Source organism: Pseudomonas sp. GW822-FHT02D10 (genome assembly GCF_058802345.1).
Genome location: NZ_JBXAOB010000009.1, coordinates 109,960 through 129,796, shown reverse-complemented (window position 1 = coordinate 129,796; position 19,837 = coordinate 109,960). Strand labels below are relative to the sequence as shown.

Genomic DNA, 19,837 nt, shown 5'->3' with positions numbered 1-19,837 from the left:
GTCCTCGATCAGTGACGGGAAGGATGGTTGAACAACTCGAGCAGTTGCTGTTCGGAGTCGTCTAGATAATCGCTCAAGGCGTCGTATGCGCCGGGCTTGTCGCCTTCGACCAGCAGGTCGTGAATCAGCCGGTCACGCTCAAGCCACGGCGCCTGGAAGCGTGACTCGTCAGGCGCCGCACTGAACACCAGACGCAGTTGCGCGACGACATTGGTAAAGAATTCATCGAACAGCGGGCTGCGTAATAAACCGACAATGTGTTGATGAAAGCGCAGGCTATGCGTGCCGACAGCCCGCCAGTCTTCACGCTCGCGAGCCAGTTGCGAGGCTTCAATGGCTTCGATCATGTCGTCGGATTGGTATTCGCGCAGCGGTCGGCTGGCCGTGATTGCCTGTAACTCCAGCGTGCGTCGGACCTGAAACAGATCGCGGACCTGATCGGCGCCGAGCTGGCGAACCATCACGCCTTTGTGGCGCACATAACGGGTGAGACCTTCCTGCCCCAGGCGGTGCAGGGCTTCGCGGATGGTATTGCGCGAGGCGTTGTAGGCAATCACCAGATCACCTTCCACCAACGCCCGGCCCGGCAGCAAACGACCGCCGATGATATCGGCGCGCAACTCCAGTGTGATGTGGTCCGCCAGGGATAGTCCGCTGCTCATACTCATCGCCTCAGGATTGTTCAACAATCGTCAGTCAATGAGTAATCACTATTCGTGCCAGTTGTTAAGTGAAGAGCGCCACTACTTGTAGCGCGAAGCCGCAGCACTCTTCGACAGGTTTGGCCCTAGCGCGTGGCGTGCGGTAACAAACGCATTCCAGTCTGCGGCATCGGGTAGCGAAGGAATGGTGATCAACTCACCCTGATCGAATCCGGACAATGCCGCATCGACCATCTCCCCTGCTTCCATCACCATTTCTGCCGGGATAACGCTGGCATCAATCCCAGAGCGCTCCCAGATTTCGGTGCGTGTCACCCCGGGCAACACCGCCTGAACCTTCACGCCCGAACCACTCAGCTCAGCATTCAGCGACTGCGTGAGGCTCAGCACGTAGGCCTTGGTCGCACTATAAGTCGCGTTGAAACGCTCAGGAATCAGCGCAACCACCGACGCCAGGTTGATGATCGAACCGCGCCCGAGCGCCGAAAAATTTGCGGCTGCCGCAGCAGCCAAACGTGTTACCGCCACCACATTGAGCTGAATTATCCGCTCCAGCTGATCCGTGTCTGCGCCAGCCAAAGAGCCATCCGCCGCGATACCCGCATTGTTCAGCAGCAGACTGATGCCGGAATCACTGCGCAGACGCTGCTCGACAGCCAATAAATCAGCCTTGAGCGTTAGGTCCGCCTTCAATACTTCGACCTGCACGCCATACTCGGCGCGCAACCTTATTGCGGCGGTCTGGAGACGTTGCTCATCGCGAGCCACCAACAACAAGTCAAAACCACGCGCCGCCAACCGCTCAGCATAGATCGCACCAATACCGGATGAAGCGCCGGTGATCAGAGCAATACCTTGGGACTGAATAGAATTCATAGCTGCGCTCCTGGGAGATACCTGAAGGATGTTGAATGCCCCAGGTTCAGGGAACCTTTGCGGGCGACGGATTTATTATAGGCATAATTTAAACTGAATATGACAGCCGTAATTTTTCTTTCCGGACAAAAGGCGGAATTGCTCCGCCTTTCTGAAAAAACGATCACCGCAAATAAAAAGACCGGTCAATGACCGGCCTCTGGCGCTAGCTTCTACGAATCAGTTCACCTCAAGCTTGTCGCGGTTCTTGTCAAGAATCGCCTTGCCGATGCCCTTGACCTCCAACAACTCATCCACCGATGCAAATGCCCCATTACTCTCGCGATACGCAACAATCGCCTTGGCCTTGGCCTCACCTACCCCGGCGAGCTCACGCTGGAGTGTCGTTGCATCTGCTGTATTGAGATCGACTTTTGCAGCCTCCCCGGACGGTGCAACCTGTAACGCCAATGGCGCGGTTACAACCTCGGGCGTGGTCGCCGGCGCAGCGATAGCAGCAATAGAGGCGCTGGTCAGCAGGGCAAAAACCAGGGAGTAGAAATAACCTGTACGCATAAGTGACGCTCCATGACATCGATTGGAAGAAGCAGCTTTTCCGAAGCTGCCTCCCAAACCTAGGTCATGCTGTGAGTCTGTCAAAAATGTGTCCGTTACAGAGTGTGTAACAATCAGGGGTCTAGGCGGCGTTGCTGGTGGATCCAGTCGACGATTTCGCCGTCAGGGGTATAGCCGCTGACCGTGTCGCGCAACAACTGACGAACCCGTGAGTAGTCATCCCGCTCGACAGCTCCGAGCAGCTCGGTCAGCCGCGTCTTGAGCACGTCCCAAGGCAGATGATCTTCATTGGCACTCATGATCATTGGATGCTGAGTCGCCGCGACGTTGTCGCCGATCAGCAATTCTTCGTAAAGCTTTTCTCCCGGGCGAAGGCCCGTAAACTCGATCGCGATATCGCCATGCAGGTTCTTTTCCGAACGCACACTCAAGCCGGACAAGTGAATCATCTTCTCCGCCAGCTCGACGATCTTCACCGGCTCGCCCATATCGAGTACAAACACATCTCCGCCCTGCCCCATGGAGCCCGCCTGGATGACCAGTTGCGCCGCCTCGGGAATGGTCATGAAGTAACGCGTAATTTTGGGATGAGTGACCGTCAATGGCCCACCGGACTTGATCTGGCTGTGGAACAACGGAATCACCGAACCGGAAGAACCCAGCACATTACCGAAGCGCACCATCGTGAACCGGGTCTTGTTGACGCGCGATACATTAGCCTTGTCACCCAGCAGTACCGGCGCAATCTCACGACTAAGCGCTTGCAGTGTCAATTCGGCCAAGCGCTTGGTACTGCCCATCACATTGGTCGGACGCACGGCTTTGTCTGTAGAAATCAGTACAAAGTTCGCAACACCCGCCTGCAACGCCGCCTGAGCGGTATTGAGCGTACCCATCACATTGTTCAGCACGCCTTCGGCGATATTGTGCTCGACCATCGGCACATGCTTGTAGGCCGCGGCGTGGTAAACCGTGTCCACCTTCCAGGTTTTCATTACATCCAGAAGCTTGCCCTCGTGCCGGATAGAACCGAGGATCGGCAGCAGACGAACAGACCGGGACTCACGACGGACTCGTTTTTCCAGCTCACACAGAATGCTGTAAAGATTGAACTCGCTGTGTTCAAACAGGATTAGCGTCGTAGGACCAAGAGAAAAAATCTGTCGGCAAAGCTCCGCACCGATAGAACCGCCAGCACCGGTCACCATGACCGTTTTGCCCTTTATGCAACGCTCGAGCAGATCAGGTTGCGCCGGCACCGAGTCCCGCCCCAGCAAGTCGGCAATGTCGACTTCCTGGATATCGTCGACCTTTACTCGCCCACTGGCCAGATCGGTAAAGCTCGGGACACTTCGAATATGTAATGGAAAACCCTCAAGGAGATTGAGAATTTCCCTACGCCGCGCACGAGTCGAAGACGGCAGCGCCAACAGAATTTCCTGCGCTCCGGTGACATCGATCATCTGTTGGATGTGCTTGGGTTTGTAGACCTGTAGCCCGGAAATAGAACGATCCGCGATACTCGGGTCGTCATCGATGAAGGCCACAGGACGCATCACCCGCCCCATGCGCAAGGCTGCAACAAGCTGATTACCCGCCACACCCGCACCATAAATGGCGACTTTGGTCAGGCCATCGTCCCGGTTGGTGAATGGTACGTGCTGAGCGGCGGAAAACCAGTCACCCATGAAATATTGGCGCATGCAAAGGCGCAGGCCGCCGATGATGACCAGGCTTAGCCACCAGTAGTTGAAGATGATGGAGCGCGGAACCACAGTTTGGTGATTACTGTACCAATAGACAACGACCGTCAGAATCAGCGATGACAGGCTGACAGCCTTGACGATGGCGATGAGGGCATCGTTGCCGAAATAGCGCATTACGGCACGGTACATGCCAAAGCGGATAAAAAGAGGGATGGCGACCACTGGCGCACAGACGAAGAGCCAGAAATGGACCTTGAGCGGGTTGTACATATCGTCAATGCCAAGACGAACGATGAAGGCAAGCCATAAAGCGACCCACACCAAAACTACATCGGTGGCGACCTGCACCAGTCTTTTTTGCCTACGAGGCAAACCAAGCAAAACTCTCCGCACTTTATCCATTCAAGCTTTGGAGCACGTAGCTCCCTCCTTTAAGCAGTCGTCGATCGGCATTGTAACCTCAATGAGGGCAAGATCACCCCAACACTTGCATACGCAGGGCCTAGAGGGAGCATTTTGCTCAAAGCGCCGCTACAATTCACCTTTCTGACGGGGATGCCCGACAGACGAGGGGCACGGGCCCGAAATTTGGTTGAAGACTATGAAGCGAAGCGTTGCTGCCGTGGAACTGCTCGCGGGTAACCATTAGCTAACGCCCTGCCCACTTTTGAGTAGGTGGACGTTACGCGGCACTTGCGATCTGACGTGGTAATTGAGGTCGGAATGCTTTTCTGGGCTGAGGGAAATTTCTTGGGTGTGCGCTTCTGCGCGTGGGATGATAGGCCAAGCAAAGTCAATAAGGCTGAGACATCATTCTTGGATATGCACACTAGGGCGGCTCGGCGCAAGAACTTTTTTGAGCGAATAGCTCAAGCAGGTCATGGTGGCGAACTCAGCGAGCGGGCGCACACGCCCCGCAAGAAATAGCAGCAGCCCCCCTCCTCACAGCAGAGGGCGTTCTACGTGGAGCATACCTCCCGCGATCGTGAAAAACTGGAAATTTGACGGGATGGAAAAAGTAACACCACCCCCTCCGACAAGATTACAATCATCGACTGTTTTGACAACCCGGTGTTTCGAATGCTCAACAACTCAATAAACGCTGCCTTGGCGGACATAGGGACGGCGGTAAAGCGCTATTCTCTGGTAGGTATGCTCGGATGGCAGGATGTGCGTCAACGCTATAGGCGCTCTGCCGTTGGACCGTTTTGGCTAACAATCAGTATGGGCGTTATGATTGGTACAATTGGCCTCGTATTTGGCCAAATATTCAACTCCCCTATGAAAGAGTTCCTTCCATTTCTTGCAGCCGGCATGATTTTCTGGAGCTTCATTGCTACATGTTTGACAGAGGGATGCACTAGCCTCATATCCGCAGAAAGCATTATCAAACAACTACCCATTCCATTATTTGTACATATTCTGCGTACGCTATGGCGCAACACTTTGATCCTCGGACATAACATCGTCATTTTTCCACTAGTGCTATTGGCAGTTCAGAAACCCCTGGGCCTTGAAGCGCTATTAAGTATCCCAGGCTTTGTGCTGCTTGTTCTAAACTTGGCATGGGTCAGCTTAATATTAAGCATTTTATGCGCTCGATACCGCGACCTTCCTCAAATTATTACCAGCATCTTGCAAATTGCTTTTTACTTGACACCAATCATGTGGCTCCCAAGCCTACTTCCAGGACGATCCAGCAGCTATTTATTGGATCTAAACCCCATCTACCACCTCATGCAAATAGTCAGGGCGCCTTTGCTCGGACAGGATGTGAGTTCTGTTAGTTGGTGGCTGGCCGGAGGTATGGCTCTGCTTGGCTGGTGCATAGCGATCATGGTCTATGGCAGCTATAAACGTCGCATTGCTTATTGGCTCTAAGAAGAAAACTATTATGGCTTCTATTGAATTTCATAACGCATGCGTTGATTTCCCTATCTACAACGCAAACGGACGCTCTCTAAAAAAACGGCTGATTGAAGTCGCGACCGGTGGAAAAATCAGTGCCAACGACAAAGGTCGAGTTGTCGTAAGGGCACTGGAAAACCTTACGTTTGCTCTCAATGACGGAGACCGGGTTGGACTACTCGGCCATAACGGTGCCGGTAAAAGCACATTACTCAGACTGCTTAGCGGTGTGTACGCCCCCTCTTCTGGTAACGCTAAAATCGACGGCGAAGTCGCCTCCCTCATCGATATTTCATTGGGAATAGACCCCGAGGCAACCGGCAGAGAAAACATCTTCATGCGCGGCATCCTGCTCGGCATGACGAAAGGTGACATTACAGAGAAACTTGACGAAATCATTGAGTTTTCGGAGCTAGGCGACTTCATCGACATGCCTGTACGCACGTACTCTTCGGGTATGCACCTGCGCCTGGCCTTTGCGGTATCGACTACCATCAGACCACAAATCCTGATCATGGATGAATGGCTATCGGTAGGGGACGAAGGCTTCAAGCACAAAGCAGAAGCACGAATGAACGAATTGGTCGAAGCCACCAATATACTGGTGATCGCCAGTCACTCCCGCGAACTGGTGATGCATACTTGCAACCGGGTCATTTGGCTGGAACACGGCAAGATAAAAATGGACTCGGATCCTGGAACAGTGACCCGCGCTTATTTCGGCGAGTAATATTTTCTTATCCCGTCTATAGGTCGTAGAAGCCTGCAAGCACAGCTGTACATCCTTGCAGGCTCCGGCATTGGGCACTTATCCTCCCGCCAGCTGAAAATACGCTCGATGACGCCCCTCCACGGGAGTCGCGGAGCAGGCCCACCAAACCGCAAGCCCTCTCTCCACTCAATCTTCGCCAGAGCCCCCGCCCATCCACCGATCAACACCCTTTTTTGGCGAGCAAGCAGCATCGGGCAAGCCCTTTGCAGTCCGAAGCCCCTAGCACTGTCACTCGGTTTTTGGCAGCCCTCACAAACGCCGGGGGGTCAGCTTGTGTCGGCCTCATCACCGCAGCAGCATGCGTGACGCTCACAAATACCATGCGACAATTAAAGCTTGTACTTGCAGCGCCGCCACAGCCACCGTAACCTTCCCGCCTGCAAAAAATTATTCTAGGCAGACCGATGCTCCTGAAGCAGCTTTCCACGCCAATTTCAGGCAAATATCCTAGATCAAAACAGGGCAATAAAACCCAAGATTGCTTGCGCTAAAAACTAGCTTTAGCTCTCGAAACGCGTACATCAATTCGAAATCGAGACGAGGCTTCAAGCACTGTTAACTTAAACACTGACTACAGTGCGTTATTCTGGCTACGAGAGTCAAAAAACGTTCGAGTTGTAATTTTCATCCTAGTCAGAAATAGTCTGACCTCCGTTTTTCAGGGAAGTGTTATGGTGACTACCCCCCCCCCTCTCGTCGTCGATCTCGACGGCACACTGCTGCGCTCCGACCTCCTGCTAGAAACTGGCATGGCTTTCGTTCGCAAGCAGCCACTGCAGATACTCAAACCCTTTTGCTGGCTGTTGAAGGGCAAAGCTGCATTAAAAGAGGGATTTGCCAACGCGACCCAAATCGATGTCACCTCTCTACCCTATGACCTTGAGGTCATTGAGCTGATCGAAACGGAGCGAAGCAAAGGACGAAAGGTAGTGCTGGCAACTGCAAGCCATTGCTCCCTTGCAGAGCGCATTGCCGAGCACCTCCAACTGTTTGACCAGGTTTTGGCCTCCGATGCCAAGCGCAACCTTTCAGCGCATCGAAAACGCGATCTTTTGGTTGAACATTATGGCGAGAATGGCTTCGATTATGCGGGTAACTCCCATGATGACATTCCAGTGTGGGCGGCAGCTCGACACGCTTACGTGGTCAATCCCGAGGCCGGCGTAGAGCGACGCGCACGGGCACAGGGTAACGTGGAGCATCTCATCAACTCCAATCAGTCCGAGCTCAAGGACTGGATGAAGGCGCTACGACTGCACCAGTGGATGAAGAATGCGTTGATCTTCGTACCGCTGCTGGCTGCGCATCAGTTGACTAATCCCCTGCTGCTTTTGCAGGGAATTCTCGCTTTTCTGCTATTCGGGTTATGCGCCTCTAGCGTCTATGTACTCAACGACCTCCTCGATCTGGAGGATGACCGACATCATAAAAGCAAGTGCAAGCGTCCTTTCGCGGCGGGCCGATTGTCTATCAAGTCCGGCTTGATCGTGTTCCCGATCTTGTTGATAGGGGCGTTTGCTGGCGCCATGCTGTTACTGCCCTGGCAATTTTCCGCAGTGCTGTTGGCCTACTACATATTGACGCTGGCCTATTCGCTATCCTTGAAACGGCAAATGGCGGTCGACGTTATTGCACTGGCCCTGCTCTACACCGTGCGCATCATTGCCGGTGCGGCTGCCTTTAGCCTACCGCTGACCTTCTGGATTCTGGCGTTCTCGATGTTCATGTTCCTCAGCCTGGCTCTGGTGAAGCGCTATGCCGAACTATATGAAGCCCGCAAAAAGGGTAAGACAGAGAAAACCCGCGGCCGTGGATACTATCCTGCCGACCTGGAAATGATCTCTTCATTGGGGGCTTCTTCTGGCTATCTGGCGGTGATGGTTCTGGCGCTGTACATCCACGACCAGGCCACTACAAACCTCTATACCTATCCACAAGTAATCTGGATCGCCTGCCCATTGCTGCTGTTCTGGATCACCAGAGTCTGGATGCTCACACACCGGGGCGAAATGCATGACGACCCGGTGGTATTCGCTATCCGCGATCGCGTCAGTCTAGTGGTCGGCGTCCTGTTCGGGCTGGTATTCTGGATGGCTGCATGAGTTCCCCTCTTTATTCCTGGGGGAGATACCCCGACAGGCCTCAGACAGGCATGACCTGTGGCTGGCGTAGCGAAATACCTGCGCGACTGGAGCAAATCATTACAGCTCACGGCAGCACCCTTGCCTATGGCAACGGGCGTAGTTACGGAGACAGCTGCCTGGCGGCAAGTGATCAGGTGCTGAACATGCGCTCACTCGATCGCTTCATCCAGGTCGACTGGCAGCAGGGCACCGTAATGGCGGAGGCAGGTACCACCCTGGGCGAGATTCTGGCGGTTGCCATTCCACAGGGCTGGTTCCTTCCTGTCACCCCGGGAACACAGTTCGCGACCCTTGGAGGAGCGATAGCCAACGACGTTCACGGAAAGAACCATCACCTACGGGGCACTTTCGGCAATCATGTCCGACGCTTCGGCCTGCTGCGTCATGGTCAGGAGATACTGACCTGCTCCGCCACTGCAACCCCCGAGTTGTTCGCAGCTACCATCGGAGGACTGGGGCTGACCGGAGTGATTGCCTGGGCAGAGATCCAGTTGATGCCAATCCGATCCAGCCAGATTGACAGCACATTGGTGCGCTTCGACAACCTGAGCGAGTTCTTCGCTCTTTCTGCCGAACTGGATCATAAACATGAATACAGCGTCGCGTGGATTGATTGCCTGGCCAAAGGCGACAAGACCGGGCGTGGAGTATTCATCGTTGGCGACCACGCGCAGTATGGATCTCTGGATCGTCACGAGCGTCCAAAACGGCAAGTACCGCTTACCCCACCGATCTCTCTGATCAACAATCTGTCCCTTCACGCCTTCAATGAAGCCTACTGGCGGCTACATCCGATCCAGCGCACGCGAAAACGTGTCAGCTATGAGCCGTTTTTCTATCCACTGGATAGTATCCTGCATTGGAACCGGATCTATGGGCGTCGAGGCTTCCAACAGTACCAATGCGTAATTCCCGACATCGCAGCTGAAATGGCCATGCGAGAACTTCTGGGAGCCATCGCGGACTCCGGCCAGGGCTCCTTCCTTGCCGTACTCAAACGCTGCGGCGACATCACGTCACCAGGCTTGCTATCTTTCCCACAGCCAGGCACTTCGCTCGCCCTGGACTTCCCGCAGAAAGCGTCGCTCTTTCCGCTGTTCAAGCGCCTGGATGCCATTGTGAGCGAAGCGGGCGGCCGCCTGTATCCGGCAAAGGATGCGCACATGAGTGGCCATGACTTCCGCAAAGCCTATCCAGACTGGGAAAAACTGGAAGCGCTGCGTGACCCAACACTGATGTCCCACTTTTGGAAACGAGTAATTGCATGAAACGAGTTTTGATCATTGGAGCTACCTCGGCCATCGCCGCAGCCTGTGCCCGCCTCTGGGCCGAGCAAGGTAGCACGTTCTTCCTGGTTGCCCGCGACCAGGAAAAACTGGAGCAAACAGCCGCTGATCTTAGGGCGCATGGTGCCAAAGCCGTAACCCTCTACTCCATGGATGCGACCGATTTCGCCTCGCATGCGCCAATGCTCCGCAGTTGCCTAAGCGAATTGCAACAAATTGATATTGCCTTGATTGCCCATGGCACCCTTCCCGACCAAAAGGCCTGTGAGCAGGATGTTGATGTGGCCTTGCGGGAGTTTGCCATTAACGGAACTTCAGTCATTGCCATGCTGACTCTGTTGGCCAACCAACTTGAAGAACAGCGCTGCGGTAGCCTGGCAGTCATTTCATCGGTGGCCGGAGACCGTGGTCGTCCCTCCAATTATCTATACGGCACCGCCAAAGCAGCCGTCTCCACTTTTTGTGAAGGTCTACGCGCCCGGCTCTTCAAAGCAGGGGTAAGTGTTACCACTATCAAACCCGGCTTTGTAGAAACCCCCATGACTCAAGGCCTGAAATTACCTCCACTTCTGCTGGCCAAACCCGAACAGGTTGCCCGCCGTATCGTCGAGGGCATTGAACGTAAAGCCACTACTCTATACGCACCTGGGTTTTGGGCGTTAATCATGCTTATCATTCGATGCATTCCTCAGGCAATCTTCAAGAGGCTCAGCTTGTGACTGTGCAAACTCACCTGTCTGGCTGGAAGTACCGCGCGCTCATCCTCTCCGTCGTAGTGTCCGCGATAGGCTACCTCGGTTTTTCAATGTGGGGCGGCTGGGAGGCCGTTGCAAAATCAGTCAAGGAAGTTGGCCTGTTGGGGTTAGCTATCGCCCTGTTGATGTCTTCCTTCAATTACTTATTAAGATTCGTGAGATGGCAGATCTACCTGAAAGTACTCGGGCATGCCATCCCCTGGAAACCCAGTCTGAAAATCTATCTGGCAGGTTTCGCTTTAACTACAACACCTGGAAAGGCCGGAGAGGCATTGAGAGGTGTTTTGCTTAAACCTTGGGGAATGCCATACAGGAAAAGTTTCGCGGCATTCTTCAGCGAACGACTGTCGGATCTTATTGGCATAGTACTGCTAACTTTTTTAGGTCTTACGCTATACCCGGATGCGCGACCCGTTATTATTTTCGGTGCAATCTGCATTGGTATATTGATAGTCATACTGTCTCAACAAAAAAGCCTTGAGTGGGCAGAGCATTTCATCCAGCAAAAGCAGACCAGACTTGCACAACTAATCAACCATTTGATTGGCATATTTAAAGAAGCTCAACGCTGTCACAAAATCGACATATTACTTCTCACGACGTTGCTAGCGGTAATTTCCTGGGGCGCTGAGGCTGTCGCTTTTTACTGGATACTCACCTGGATGGGTGCAGACATCAGCCTGCAATTTGCAACATTTGTATACGCTCTTGCAATGTTAGCAGGCGCGGTAAGTTTTATGCCTGGAGGCCTTGGCGGAACCGAAGCTGTAATGGTCACGCTATTAATATGGAATGGAATGCATAACGCAGATGCCGTTGCTGCAACAGTCTTAATAAGGCTCGCAACACTGTGGTTTGCGGTAGCCATAGGCTCAGTATGTCTAAGCGTTGCAAGAACCGAATCAACCCCAACCATTATTCCTCCAACGTAATACCTTTGACTTGAACAGTTACGCGTACTTCAGCAATGTCGAAACAGCATACATGACAACGAGGTAAAAATGCTGACCCTTGGAAGTAACACAAAGCAGACTGGAATAACCACCACAGAAAATATCGTCCGACTTAAAGGTCACATATTTTTTGCAGTGGTAGCCTTTTTAGTTTACGTATACGGCGTGCAGTCCGGCTGGGGGGGAGCAACTGCCGATGACGGATCGTTCTTCTTGCGTTATGCGGAGAACATGACGCACGGTGAATTCTGGAAGTGGAACCTGGGAGAATCTCCAATCTGGGGATCATCCGCCCCCCTTTATCCACTGTATCTGTCACTACTGATGAAATTAGGGGCTTCCCCACTGGTAGCTCTAGTCGGTGGGGGTTCTTTACTTGGGTGTCTGGCACTCACACTGACAAGCTGGATGCTAGTACGCCAATTTGGCTACATCGCCGGCGCATTGTTTGTAGCATCCACATCTTCCGATGGCCTTTTCATGTGGTTTGCCGGGACTGCCGGACTTGAATCGCCTCTAACGATCGCGGTGCTTTCTTATGGCTTGTGGGCTCTCCTCAAGAGCAAGAGCGGGATTCACGTAGGCGTTGCTGCAGGCTTACTTGCGGTACAAAAGCTTGATTTGATCCCTGCTGCATTTTTTCTGATTTGTGCATGGAGCGTATCGACACGCTCTATCCCTGTAAAATCAATAGCACTGGCTGCCGCTATCGCCGCCACTTGGTACGGTTTTGCATGGATATACTTTGGCCTCCCTGTCCCCAATTCATTTATCACGAAAACATTCTTCCAAAATCAACAGTCCTACATTACCTGGCAGTGGTTTGGAAAATATCTGCTGATTGAAAACAATCATTACTGGATAGTAATCCTCGCACTGGCAAAACTAATAAAACTAGACAAAAAATCCGCCCCGCTGATTATTTTCCTGGGCGGCCTGACCGTTACTCACCTGATAGCTTATAGCCTGAAATTCCCGCTAGAGCGTTACGACTGGTATGCAATGCCGTCCCTATACAGCTTGTTCATTCTGGGATCATTGGGCGCCCAAACCATCTGGAATATTGGCACCAAATACACTTACATTATAAAACTGTTCCTCATTGTATTCTTAGGCTACATAGTCAGCCAGTCATACACGATCGGCAAGCAGACGACGGTTGGTGTTCAGCACTACTTGAACCTCGAAAAAGACCGAACGAATGCCGGCAAGTGGGTAAGCGAACACACACCAAAAGACTTCAAACTGCTGACTTGCTGGGGAAGCCCTGCTTTCTTTTCTCACCGACAGTCATATGACAGTTCTTTCCTGAACCGTCACTACGAGAGCAACGACTTAATCGCAACTTACGCCCCCGAGGTCATTATTACTGACACCGGGAGAGTTGGAGACAACTACACACTCGTAAAAATCTTTAACAAAGCAATCAATGTTGGCATCAACTATCCATTTGGCGTTCACATCAGAAACGATGTTCTTTCCCAGGTTACAGACGTAGACCACACGCTCAAAGCGTGCTCTGCCAGTAACAGCTGCGCATCTATCGATACACCTTTTATCGATCTCATTGCCAAACCAGTACTCGGTGACAAGTACGGGGTTTTGCGTATTGATGAAAAGCCAGATACCATTTTCGTTCACCCAGGCGAAACCCAGCCTACGTCATTTGAACTTGACTCGAGCAAGTTCGAAAAGTGGGGCGTCACCTCTTTGACCTTGACCGCCTCTGTCTCTCCTCACGTTCCCGAGAATGTTATTGCACGGGGCGGGGCGGTAGTCGGAGTGACGGTTTACCAACAAGATAACGTTATTGCAGAACGGAGGGTTGTAAAATCCGGAGAACCCACCACCATCAGTCTGCCCATCGTGAAAGATGGAAACTACCGCGTCGTTATAGACAATAACAAAGTGGTTGATACGAACTGGGTTCTGATCAAACTAGAACAGAAAAAAATAGAGATGTAGCATCTCTACTCTGCGAAAGCCATGCTTTCGCAGAGTATTTTGAAGGCCATGACCCCGATCAGTTCAATACTGCCCCCTCCTGATTTACCCCTCCTCCCCACCACTCCTTCAAAACAATCAAGATAATTTAGTGGATATTGACGAAATCTGCGAAGCCTCCACACATCTTATCTTGTATCGCATGCGATAGAAGAAAGAAGACAGCAACCAAGCAGACGCTTCTCTGCCTTGCATCGCCCCTACCGGAATTTACCATGCCGAGCATGCCATGCATCGATCCGATCCGATCCGATCCGATCCGATCCCTGCCAGCCTGCCAGTGGGTCAATGCAAAAATGCAAAAAATACGCGTGAATGATGACCTCGCAGGGTTTATCGGACGCGCTGCTGGTGTGAGCTACTCCCAATCCGATAAAATGCACTGTTCAGCTAAACCTGATTGACTCAAAAAACCAATACACAAGGCCTGACATGTCAGCAAAAACGGAATACGCAAGTAATAGATTAGTCCCTCTTGAAGCCTATAGGGGAATAGCTGCATTTATCGTGCTTGTTCACCATTTTTTTTTGGCATTCTCCCCCTATACAACAGGACTACTGGAGCAGGCACGAAATCAAGACAGCCTGATAGGACAGCCGTTTTTTGCATTGTTTAATGGCACAGGAGCTGTCGGCTTTTTCTTTACACTTTCCGGATTCGTTTTGTGCTGGTCCTACTTCAACCACGAGAGCCCGCAAAAACTTCTTCTCGCCTTTCTCAAAAGGCTTCCAAGGCTAGCTGCGATAGTTACAATTACCACAATCGCAAGTTACTGCCTATTCAAACTAAACCTGTACTACTTTCGTGAAGCTTCGGAACTTAGCTTGAGCCCATGGCTTGCAGCCTTTGCTTATGGATTGACCCCTGACTTCGAGCCAAGCTTTCTAAGGGCCTTGATACAAGGCGTGACCACTTTCTTCACGGGGGAAGCCAATTACAATACAAACCTGTGGACTATGAAGGCAGAGTTCTTCGGCAGCATGATAGTCTATATGCTCGCCTGCTTTATCTCGGCAATACTCGGATATCGCCATTTGATTTACGCCCTGACAATCATTTCCATATCTGCACTCTTCTATAACGACCTTATATTCCCTTTTGTGGTTGGCGCATTTCTCTCCGCCCACCTGGCCAAAAACAAATTTGAAATATCTTTCCTGGCTTCTATAGCGCTAATCATATTGGGGCTGTATTTGCTCGGGTACATGATTCCTGAAAAAGCCTATACATGGTTCTCAATTATTCCAGCCCCCTTCAAGGCCCATGCTCAAACGCTTTTCCATACAATAGGTTCTGCCTGTATAATATTTGCGACCATGACAAACAAAAAACTATTCCAAAGTCTGAATGGAAAGTTTCTAAGAGGCATTGGAAAGATAAGTTTTCCGCTCTACCTTGTCCATACGCTGGTTATTTGCTCACTCTCAAGTTATATCTTCCTGAAGCTCGCAAATCACGGACTCAGCATCCAGACAAATCTAATACTCGTTTTTATTGTTACGGCTGCTTTTTCAATTACCTTGGCAATACCTCTATCGAAATTTGATGACTGGTGGGTTAAGCAGGTTGACTCAACAACGCGACGACTCTTGAGTAAAACGCTAGTTATGGCATGACCAGGCGCCCACCAGGCTCCGATTGCAAGAGATGCCCCCCCCACCATCAGGTGGGGGTCTATAGCCGCTTTTGGGTTGTCAACGCCTAGCTCAAAGACAGAACTCGTCCAGGCTCAAGCCTTGTGAAGCAGGCAAACAGGGTATTTGCCGCACGCGCCAGCCAGCAAGGCTGATGCGAAAACCCGTGCCTTTTTCTTACATCTGACCAGACGCTAATTTGCACCTTTCAAAAACCATCGCAGTTCTGGCGCTTTCTGTCACCCGCCCGAATAGCTGAATAGCAATCGCGCTCCGAAGAGAGGCGAGTGATTATCTCTATGCCGCGTTCTGGGTAATCTTGGCGAAGACAGTACTGTCCGGCCATAGCTGATCGAATTTGGCGACAATGATTGCCCTGCAAGGTTTTTCGATGAATATCCAAAGACAAAACGAGAGCGTCAGAACGATCACCCAGTAGGTAAACAACTGGCATGGCATCGATCCAAACGCAGGGAGGCTGCGAGTTATCCCCAGAACACTCATCAATAGCTGGTGCGTGAGATAGATGGAGATGCTGATTTCACCCAGCAGAACGAGCGGTCGCGTGGACAGCAGTCACGGTACTCCGAAAGTAGCGTCGCAACGACTGATTCGATTCTCGACCAGGCCAGCTTTTTTGGACCTCGATAAAGGAGGGATCAAAATAGCTGGCTACTGCGGATAGCACTGAAAGTGCCGGCTAGCAACGAACTTCCAGAAGACGCTCGGTACGCCGTAACTTATTTGGCGAGTGCCTTGCCCATCCATGCGCTGGTCTTGGCTATTCCTTCCTCAAGGGAAGTGCACGGCTGCCAACCAAGCTCCTGTTTGGCAAGCGTGTTATCCAATACGCTAGTGAGTACGTCGAAAGGCCGGCCCGGCGAGTAGTTGCGCGATATGGGTTTTCCAGTAACTCGTTCCAACACAGCAATCAACTCGTTAAGGCTTGTACCTACTCCAGAGCTGATGTTGAAGACCGACTTTTGACCGTCATACATGACAGCTTTCGCAAACGCCTCGGCAACATCGGCCACATAGATATAGTCGCGAGTAACGCTGCCGTCACCCCAAATTTCTAATGGCTTGTCCTGCAATGCTCGACTGAGGAATACTCCGACCGCACCCTGGGCCGTTTCTATCCGCTGGCGCTCGCCGTAAGGATTGGTCACTCGCAGAATGTTGGCTTTAATACCGTGCAGATGCTGGTAGAGCAGCAGGTACTTCTCGATAGCCAGTTTCGTAACACCATAGGAGACCTGTGGTTCCGTCGGATGGGATTCGTTGATCGGCAGATACTTCGGCGATCCATAAACCGTCCCCCCGGAGGAGATGAACACGACCTTACCCACTTTCTTGGTGACCATCGCATTGAGCATCTGCAAGGTCGCAACCAGATTGGTCTGGACATCGTAGATAGGATCATCGTTAGAGGTCTTTGGAAGCGTCGTAGAAACCAGGTGCAGGACTACATCGACACCGTCCAGAGCTTCGGTGACCTCATGGACGCTCATCAGATCGCCGGTAATCCATTCCACCGACTCGTCAGCAGAAAACTCACGATAGGGAGGGACTCGTGGCCGCTCAAAAATCCGTAAGTGATGCCCGTCTTTCAGCAGTCGATCAGCGATTGCCGCTCCAATGAACCCACCACCACCAAAAATCACAATTTTCATCGAGTCATTCCGAATATATTGGTTACCACGCAGCGCGAACTCGGGCTGGCAATGGACAGCAGAAGGAGTCGTTCAATCGCATGCAGGGCGACGTTATCTTCAAATTGAGACGAGTCGTAATGCCATTGGAGATCAAGATCCCATAATGGGGCCAGTCGTTCGGAACGTGCCCAGAACATCGCTCCTACCGGGAATACCATGTACTCGGGCAATGACGCTATATTAAGGCGTTGCGCCCAATTTTCCGCGATCGACCGGTTGTCACCCCAGCCCGTTGCATTGGGATCATCCGGAAACACCATACCGATTGTCGGGTCTGCCTGCATTCGGGAAATGATGCGATCCGCCATTGCACCTGATTTACCTCCCAGCAGATTTTCCAAAAGGAAGCTGTAACCGGCGTCATCTTCCGAATGGTCTTCAAGCTCTGTGAACTTCTGGGTGTGCAAGTGCCCAATGATGTCGTATCCCTGGGACATTTTCCGCCCCAATGCGCTGACGGTCGCTCCGATTTCTTGCCCACTGCTCGGCACAGTAAGCACCTCGACCACGCGCCCCGCATAGTCTGTCAACTGGAGGGAAGCCTCCTCACGCAAATCATCACTCGGCACACTGATGAACAGATCAGGTAGAAGTGTGTTGTGCTTCAACCTGCTCAGCAGGTCACTCAGCAGTTTCGGGTGAAATACATGCAGATGAAGCGCCACCTTCACACGAGGGGTGAATTTCTCCTCCCCTCCTTCCGGGGTAATGACAGGAACCAGCCAAGGCCCCTGCGGGCGGCCCTTGCGTATGAAATCTGCAAGTGGATCCACACCGAGCAGTTCATGCTGCTCCTGGTAGATGCCAGGATGGAATCCCGGGAATGGCTTTCGTTGATCGACGCCACACGCCCAGCCGCGAACATAGCCGCGGAGGACTTCGTCCGGAAGTTGATCGAGGCGGTCAGGTGGACACACGAAATCGGGACGCAGCACGTTTGCGTTTGCAATCTCCGCAACATCCTCTGCCTCTTGTCGCGCTCTGTCGACCAACGTGCATGCCAACTGGTCCAGATGCTCCACGTAGGCATCCATGTCGAAGCGTCTGGCTGCCATTGCCAGCGAGCGAGAAACCACGTCCTCGTAAAGTTGAGTGTCGCTGGATAGCTTCAGCAGCTTGTCCGCCATATCGGCTGTATCCAGGTAGCCGGCCACGCAGGCATCTGCGAGATGCTCCTCGGCGAGGATATCCGCGATCCCAGTCGTGCTCTCGAAACAAACTACTGGCAAGCCCTCGCAAAGCGCATCAATAGAGACATTTGGCAACGGGTCCAAACGGGATGTCATCAGGAGCACATCGGCCTGCTGGTAGACAACGTCAAGCTCCGATGTGTCATCCAGGAAGGTGATATGCCGCTCGATCCCTGCCCGCTGAATCTGATCCGCAAGGTAGACCGAATACCCCACATCGATGTCGGGATCAAAGCCTTTACCAATCCAGACGAAACGAAAATTCCGCGCTGGATTTGCACGCAGAACCCGACTCGCGCACTCGATGAAGTGATCGACACCCTTGCGTAGCTGAACAGAGCCGGCGCCTATGACGAGGAAGGTGTCGGCGGGTGCGCTTGCTGGACGCAAAGCATTCAGCAGTCGCTTCGTTTCAGCGTTCCGGGACTTCTCATCAAGAGATGCAAAGGGGAGTTCGCAACGTCCCTGCGGAAGGATGTGTGCAATTTCCTCATCCAGATCAGGGTATTCGTCCAATGCACTCTGCAGGGTCAGCCGTGCGGAGAAAACCGAAGCGCTCGACCAGAACAAAGCCTGACGGAAGGCATCCCGTGGCCGAGTGTAGGATGCGAACTCGTGAAGCAGGCTAATGCTAGGGATGAAATGCCGGGCAAGAGATGAAAGCACAAAGCGGGATTCGATACTGTTGACCAGTGCAAACTTGAATCGGCAGCGAGCGAACAGCTTGTTGAGAATCAGTTTGGTGGCAATCGGATGGTGGCGAAGCTCACAAGGTCCAGCTACGACGGCGCCCGCCTCGCGAAACGCCTCGACTAAAGCACCGCCCCCAAGGAGCAGCGCGACTACGTTGTAACGCTTGCTCAGAACACGGACCAGATTGAGACTGAGGATCGGAGCCCCGGTTCGCGAAGCTTCATGACTCACCACTAGGACCGTTTCGCGGGCCGGATCAAAATCTGTCTCTGGGGACCCGATGAAGTCGAGCGTCGGAAGCACCGCAATGCGCCCCTCATCGCGACCGAACTGGAAGTAGTGCTTAAGAGGATCGACGCCGGCGGCCGCAACATCGGGATACTGCTGCAAATAGAAGTCCCAATCATAGTTGATCCCATCGTCTTCAGGGGAGTCGATGAAATCCAGTGATGGACGTACCGCGATGCGCCCCTCATCGCGACCATACTGGAAATAGTGCTCGCGAGGATCGACGCCAGCGGCTGCAACATCGGGATATTGCTGTAAATAGAAGTCCCAATCATAGTTGATCCTATCGACCTCAGGTTCGATGGCGTCCGACCTCAGGATATAATAAGCATGCCGCAGTCGCCGCACGAAGGTGTTCAAAGTATTCGGGCTCAAACTAGTAGTTCCTTAATCATTCGTACGGACACAGACGTGCATCTTCCTTTGTCGAGTCAGCGAGAACTGCGCGGAAGATTCGTTGGGGCAGGACTGAAATTGGTATTTCCATCCTTGGTGCGATGCACTTCGGAATCACGTTTGCCGTCCTTTTTCTCGGTCGAACTCTACGCGTGGATGCTGGTAGCATCGACGACATTACCTTACGCCGCATCAGGCTACCATCGCCCAGATAACGGTCGATGACCTACAAAATCCAGCTCGCCAGTCTATGCTTTTCCTACAATCGACGAAAGTTCAGAATCATGGTTTCGTCGGCA

Annotated in this window: 14 protein-coding genes; 8 read left to right on the top strand and 6 right to left on the bottom strand. The window is 52.5% G+C overall.

Going from position 1 to position 19,837, the window contains the following annotated elements:
- Positions 1–8: 8 nt before the first annotated feature.
- The 4 genes from AC1RPZ_RS16490 to AC1RPZ_RS16475 all read right to left on the bottom strand — a co-directional run bounded on the left by AC1RPZ_RS16490 (position 9) and on the right by AC1RPZ_RS16475 (position 4,201).
- A complete protein-coding gene (locus AC1RPZ_RS16490) occupies positions 9–662 on the bottom strand; it encodes a GntR family transcriptional regulator (protein WP_493138050.1) in 654 nt (217 codons plus the stop codon).
- Between the two features lie 81 nt (positions 663–743).
- Positions 744–1,538, bottom strand: coding sequence for an SDR family NAD(P)-dependent oxidoreductase (locus AC1RPZ_RS16485; RefSeq protein WP_493138049.1), 795 nt, complete (start codon positions 1,536–1,538; stop codon positions 744–746).
- A gap of 219 nt (positions 1,539–1,757) precedes the next feature.
- The gene (locus tag AC1RPZ_RS16480) at positions 1,758–2,093 is read right to left on the bottom strand and encodes a ComEA family DNA-binding protein (RefSeq protein WP_493138048.1); all 336 of its coding nucleotides are present in this window, start codon (positions 2,091–2,093) and stop codon (positions 1,758–1,760) included.
- 113 nt (positions 2,094–2,206) lie between these two features.
- Positions 2,207–4,201, bottom strand: a complete 1,995-nt coding sequence (locus tag AC1RPZ_RS16475) for a polysaccharide biosynthesis protein (RefSeq protein ID WP_493138047.1) — start codon at positions 4,199–4,201, stop codon at positions 2,207–2,209.
- A 678-nt stretch (positions 4,202–4,879) separates the two neighbouring features.
- On the opposite strand from AC1RPZ_RS16475, the gene AC1RPZ_RS16470 reads away from it, so the two are divergent.
- The 8 genes from AC1RPZ_RS16470 (at position 4,880) to AC1RPZ_RS16435 (ending at position 15,238) form a co-directional block, all read left to right on the top strand.
- Complete coding sequence (locus tag AC1RPZ_RS16470; RefSeq protein WP_493138046.1) at positions 4,880–5,680, top strand: ABC transporter permease; 801 nt, start codon at positions 4,880–4,882, stop codon at positions 5,678–5,680.
- A gap of 13 nt (positions 5,681–5,693) precedes the next feature.
- Positions 5,694–6,437 (top strand): ABC transporter ATP-binding protein, encoded by a 744-nt coding sequence (locus AC1RPZ_RS16465; protein WP_493138045.1) that lies wholly within the window; start codon positions 5,694–5,696, stop codon positions 6,435–6,437.
- 713 nt (positions 6,438–7,150) lie between these two features.
- Positions 7,151–8,581 (top strand): UbiA family prenyltransferase, encoded by a 1,431-nt coding sequence (locus tag AC1RPZ_RS16460; RefSeq protein WP_493138044.1) that lies wholly within the window; start codon positions 7,151–7,153, stop codon positions 8,579–8,581.
- On the top strand, positions 8,578–9,891 hold the full coding sequence (locus tag AC1RPZ_RS16455) for an FAD-binding protein (RefSeq protein WP_493138043.1): 1,314 nt from the start codon (positions 8,578–8,580) through the stop codon (positions 9,889–9,891). The genes AC1RPZ_RS16460 and AC1RPZ_RS16455 overlap by 4 nt, the downstream gene beginning before the upstream one ends.
- On the top strand, positions 9,888–10,628 hold the full coding sequence (locus AC1RPZ_RS16450; protein ID WP_493138042.1) for an SDR family oxidoreductase: 741 nt from the start codon (positions 9,888–9,890) through the stop codon (positions 10,626–10,628). The genes AC1RPZ_RS16455 and AC1RPZ_RS16450 overlap by 4 nt, the downstream gene beginning before the upstream one ends.
- On the top strand, positions 10,589–11,596 hold the full coding sequence (locus tag AC1RPZ_RS16445) for a lysylphosphatidylglycerol synthase transmembrane domain-containing protein (protein WP_493138138.1): 1,008 nt from the start codon (positions 10,589–10,591) through the stop codon (positions 11,594–11,596). Before AC1RPZ_RS16450 ends, AC1RPZ_RS16445 begins: the two co-directional genes overlap by 40 nt.
- Positions 11,597–11,665: 69 nt before the next feature.
- Positions 11,666–13,582 (top strand): hypothetical protein, encoded by a 1,917-nt coding sequence (locus tag AC1RPZ_RS16440; protein WP_493138041.1) that lies wholly within the window; start codon positions 11,666–11,668, stop codon positions 13,580–13,582.
- A 471-nt stretch (positions 13,583–14,053) separates the two neighbouring features.
- On the top strand, positions 14,054–15,238 hold the full coding sequence (locus AC1RPZ_RS16435) for an acyltransferase family protein (RefSeq protein ID WP_493138040.1): 1,185 nt from the start codon (positions 14,054–14,056) through the stop codon (positions 15,236–15,238).
- Positions 15,239–15,996: 758 nt separating this feature from the next.
- On the opposite strand, the gene AC1RPZ_RS16430 is transcribed toward AC1RPZ_RS16435, so the two are convergent.
- Positions 15,997–16,929 (bottom strand): SDR family NAD(P)-dependent oxidoreductase, encoded by a 933-nt coding sequence (locus AC1RPZ_RS16430; protein ID WP_493138039.1) that lies wholly within the window; start codon positions 16,927–16,929, stop codon positions 15,997–15,999.
- On the bottom strand, positions 16,926–19,517 hold the full coding sequence (locus AC1RPZ_RS16425) for a rhamnan synthesis F family protein (protein ID WP_493138038.1): 2,592 nt from the start codon (positions 19,515–19,517) through the stop codon (positions 16,926–16,928). Before AC1RPZ_RS16425 ends, AC1RPZ_RS16430 begins: the two co-directional genes overlap by 4 nt.
- Positions 19,518–19,837: the final 320 nt, after the last annotated feature.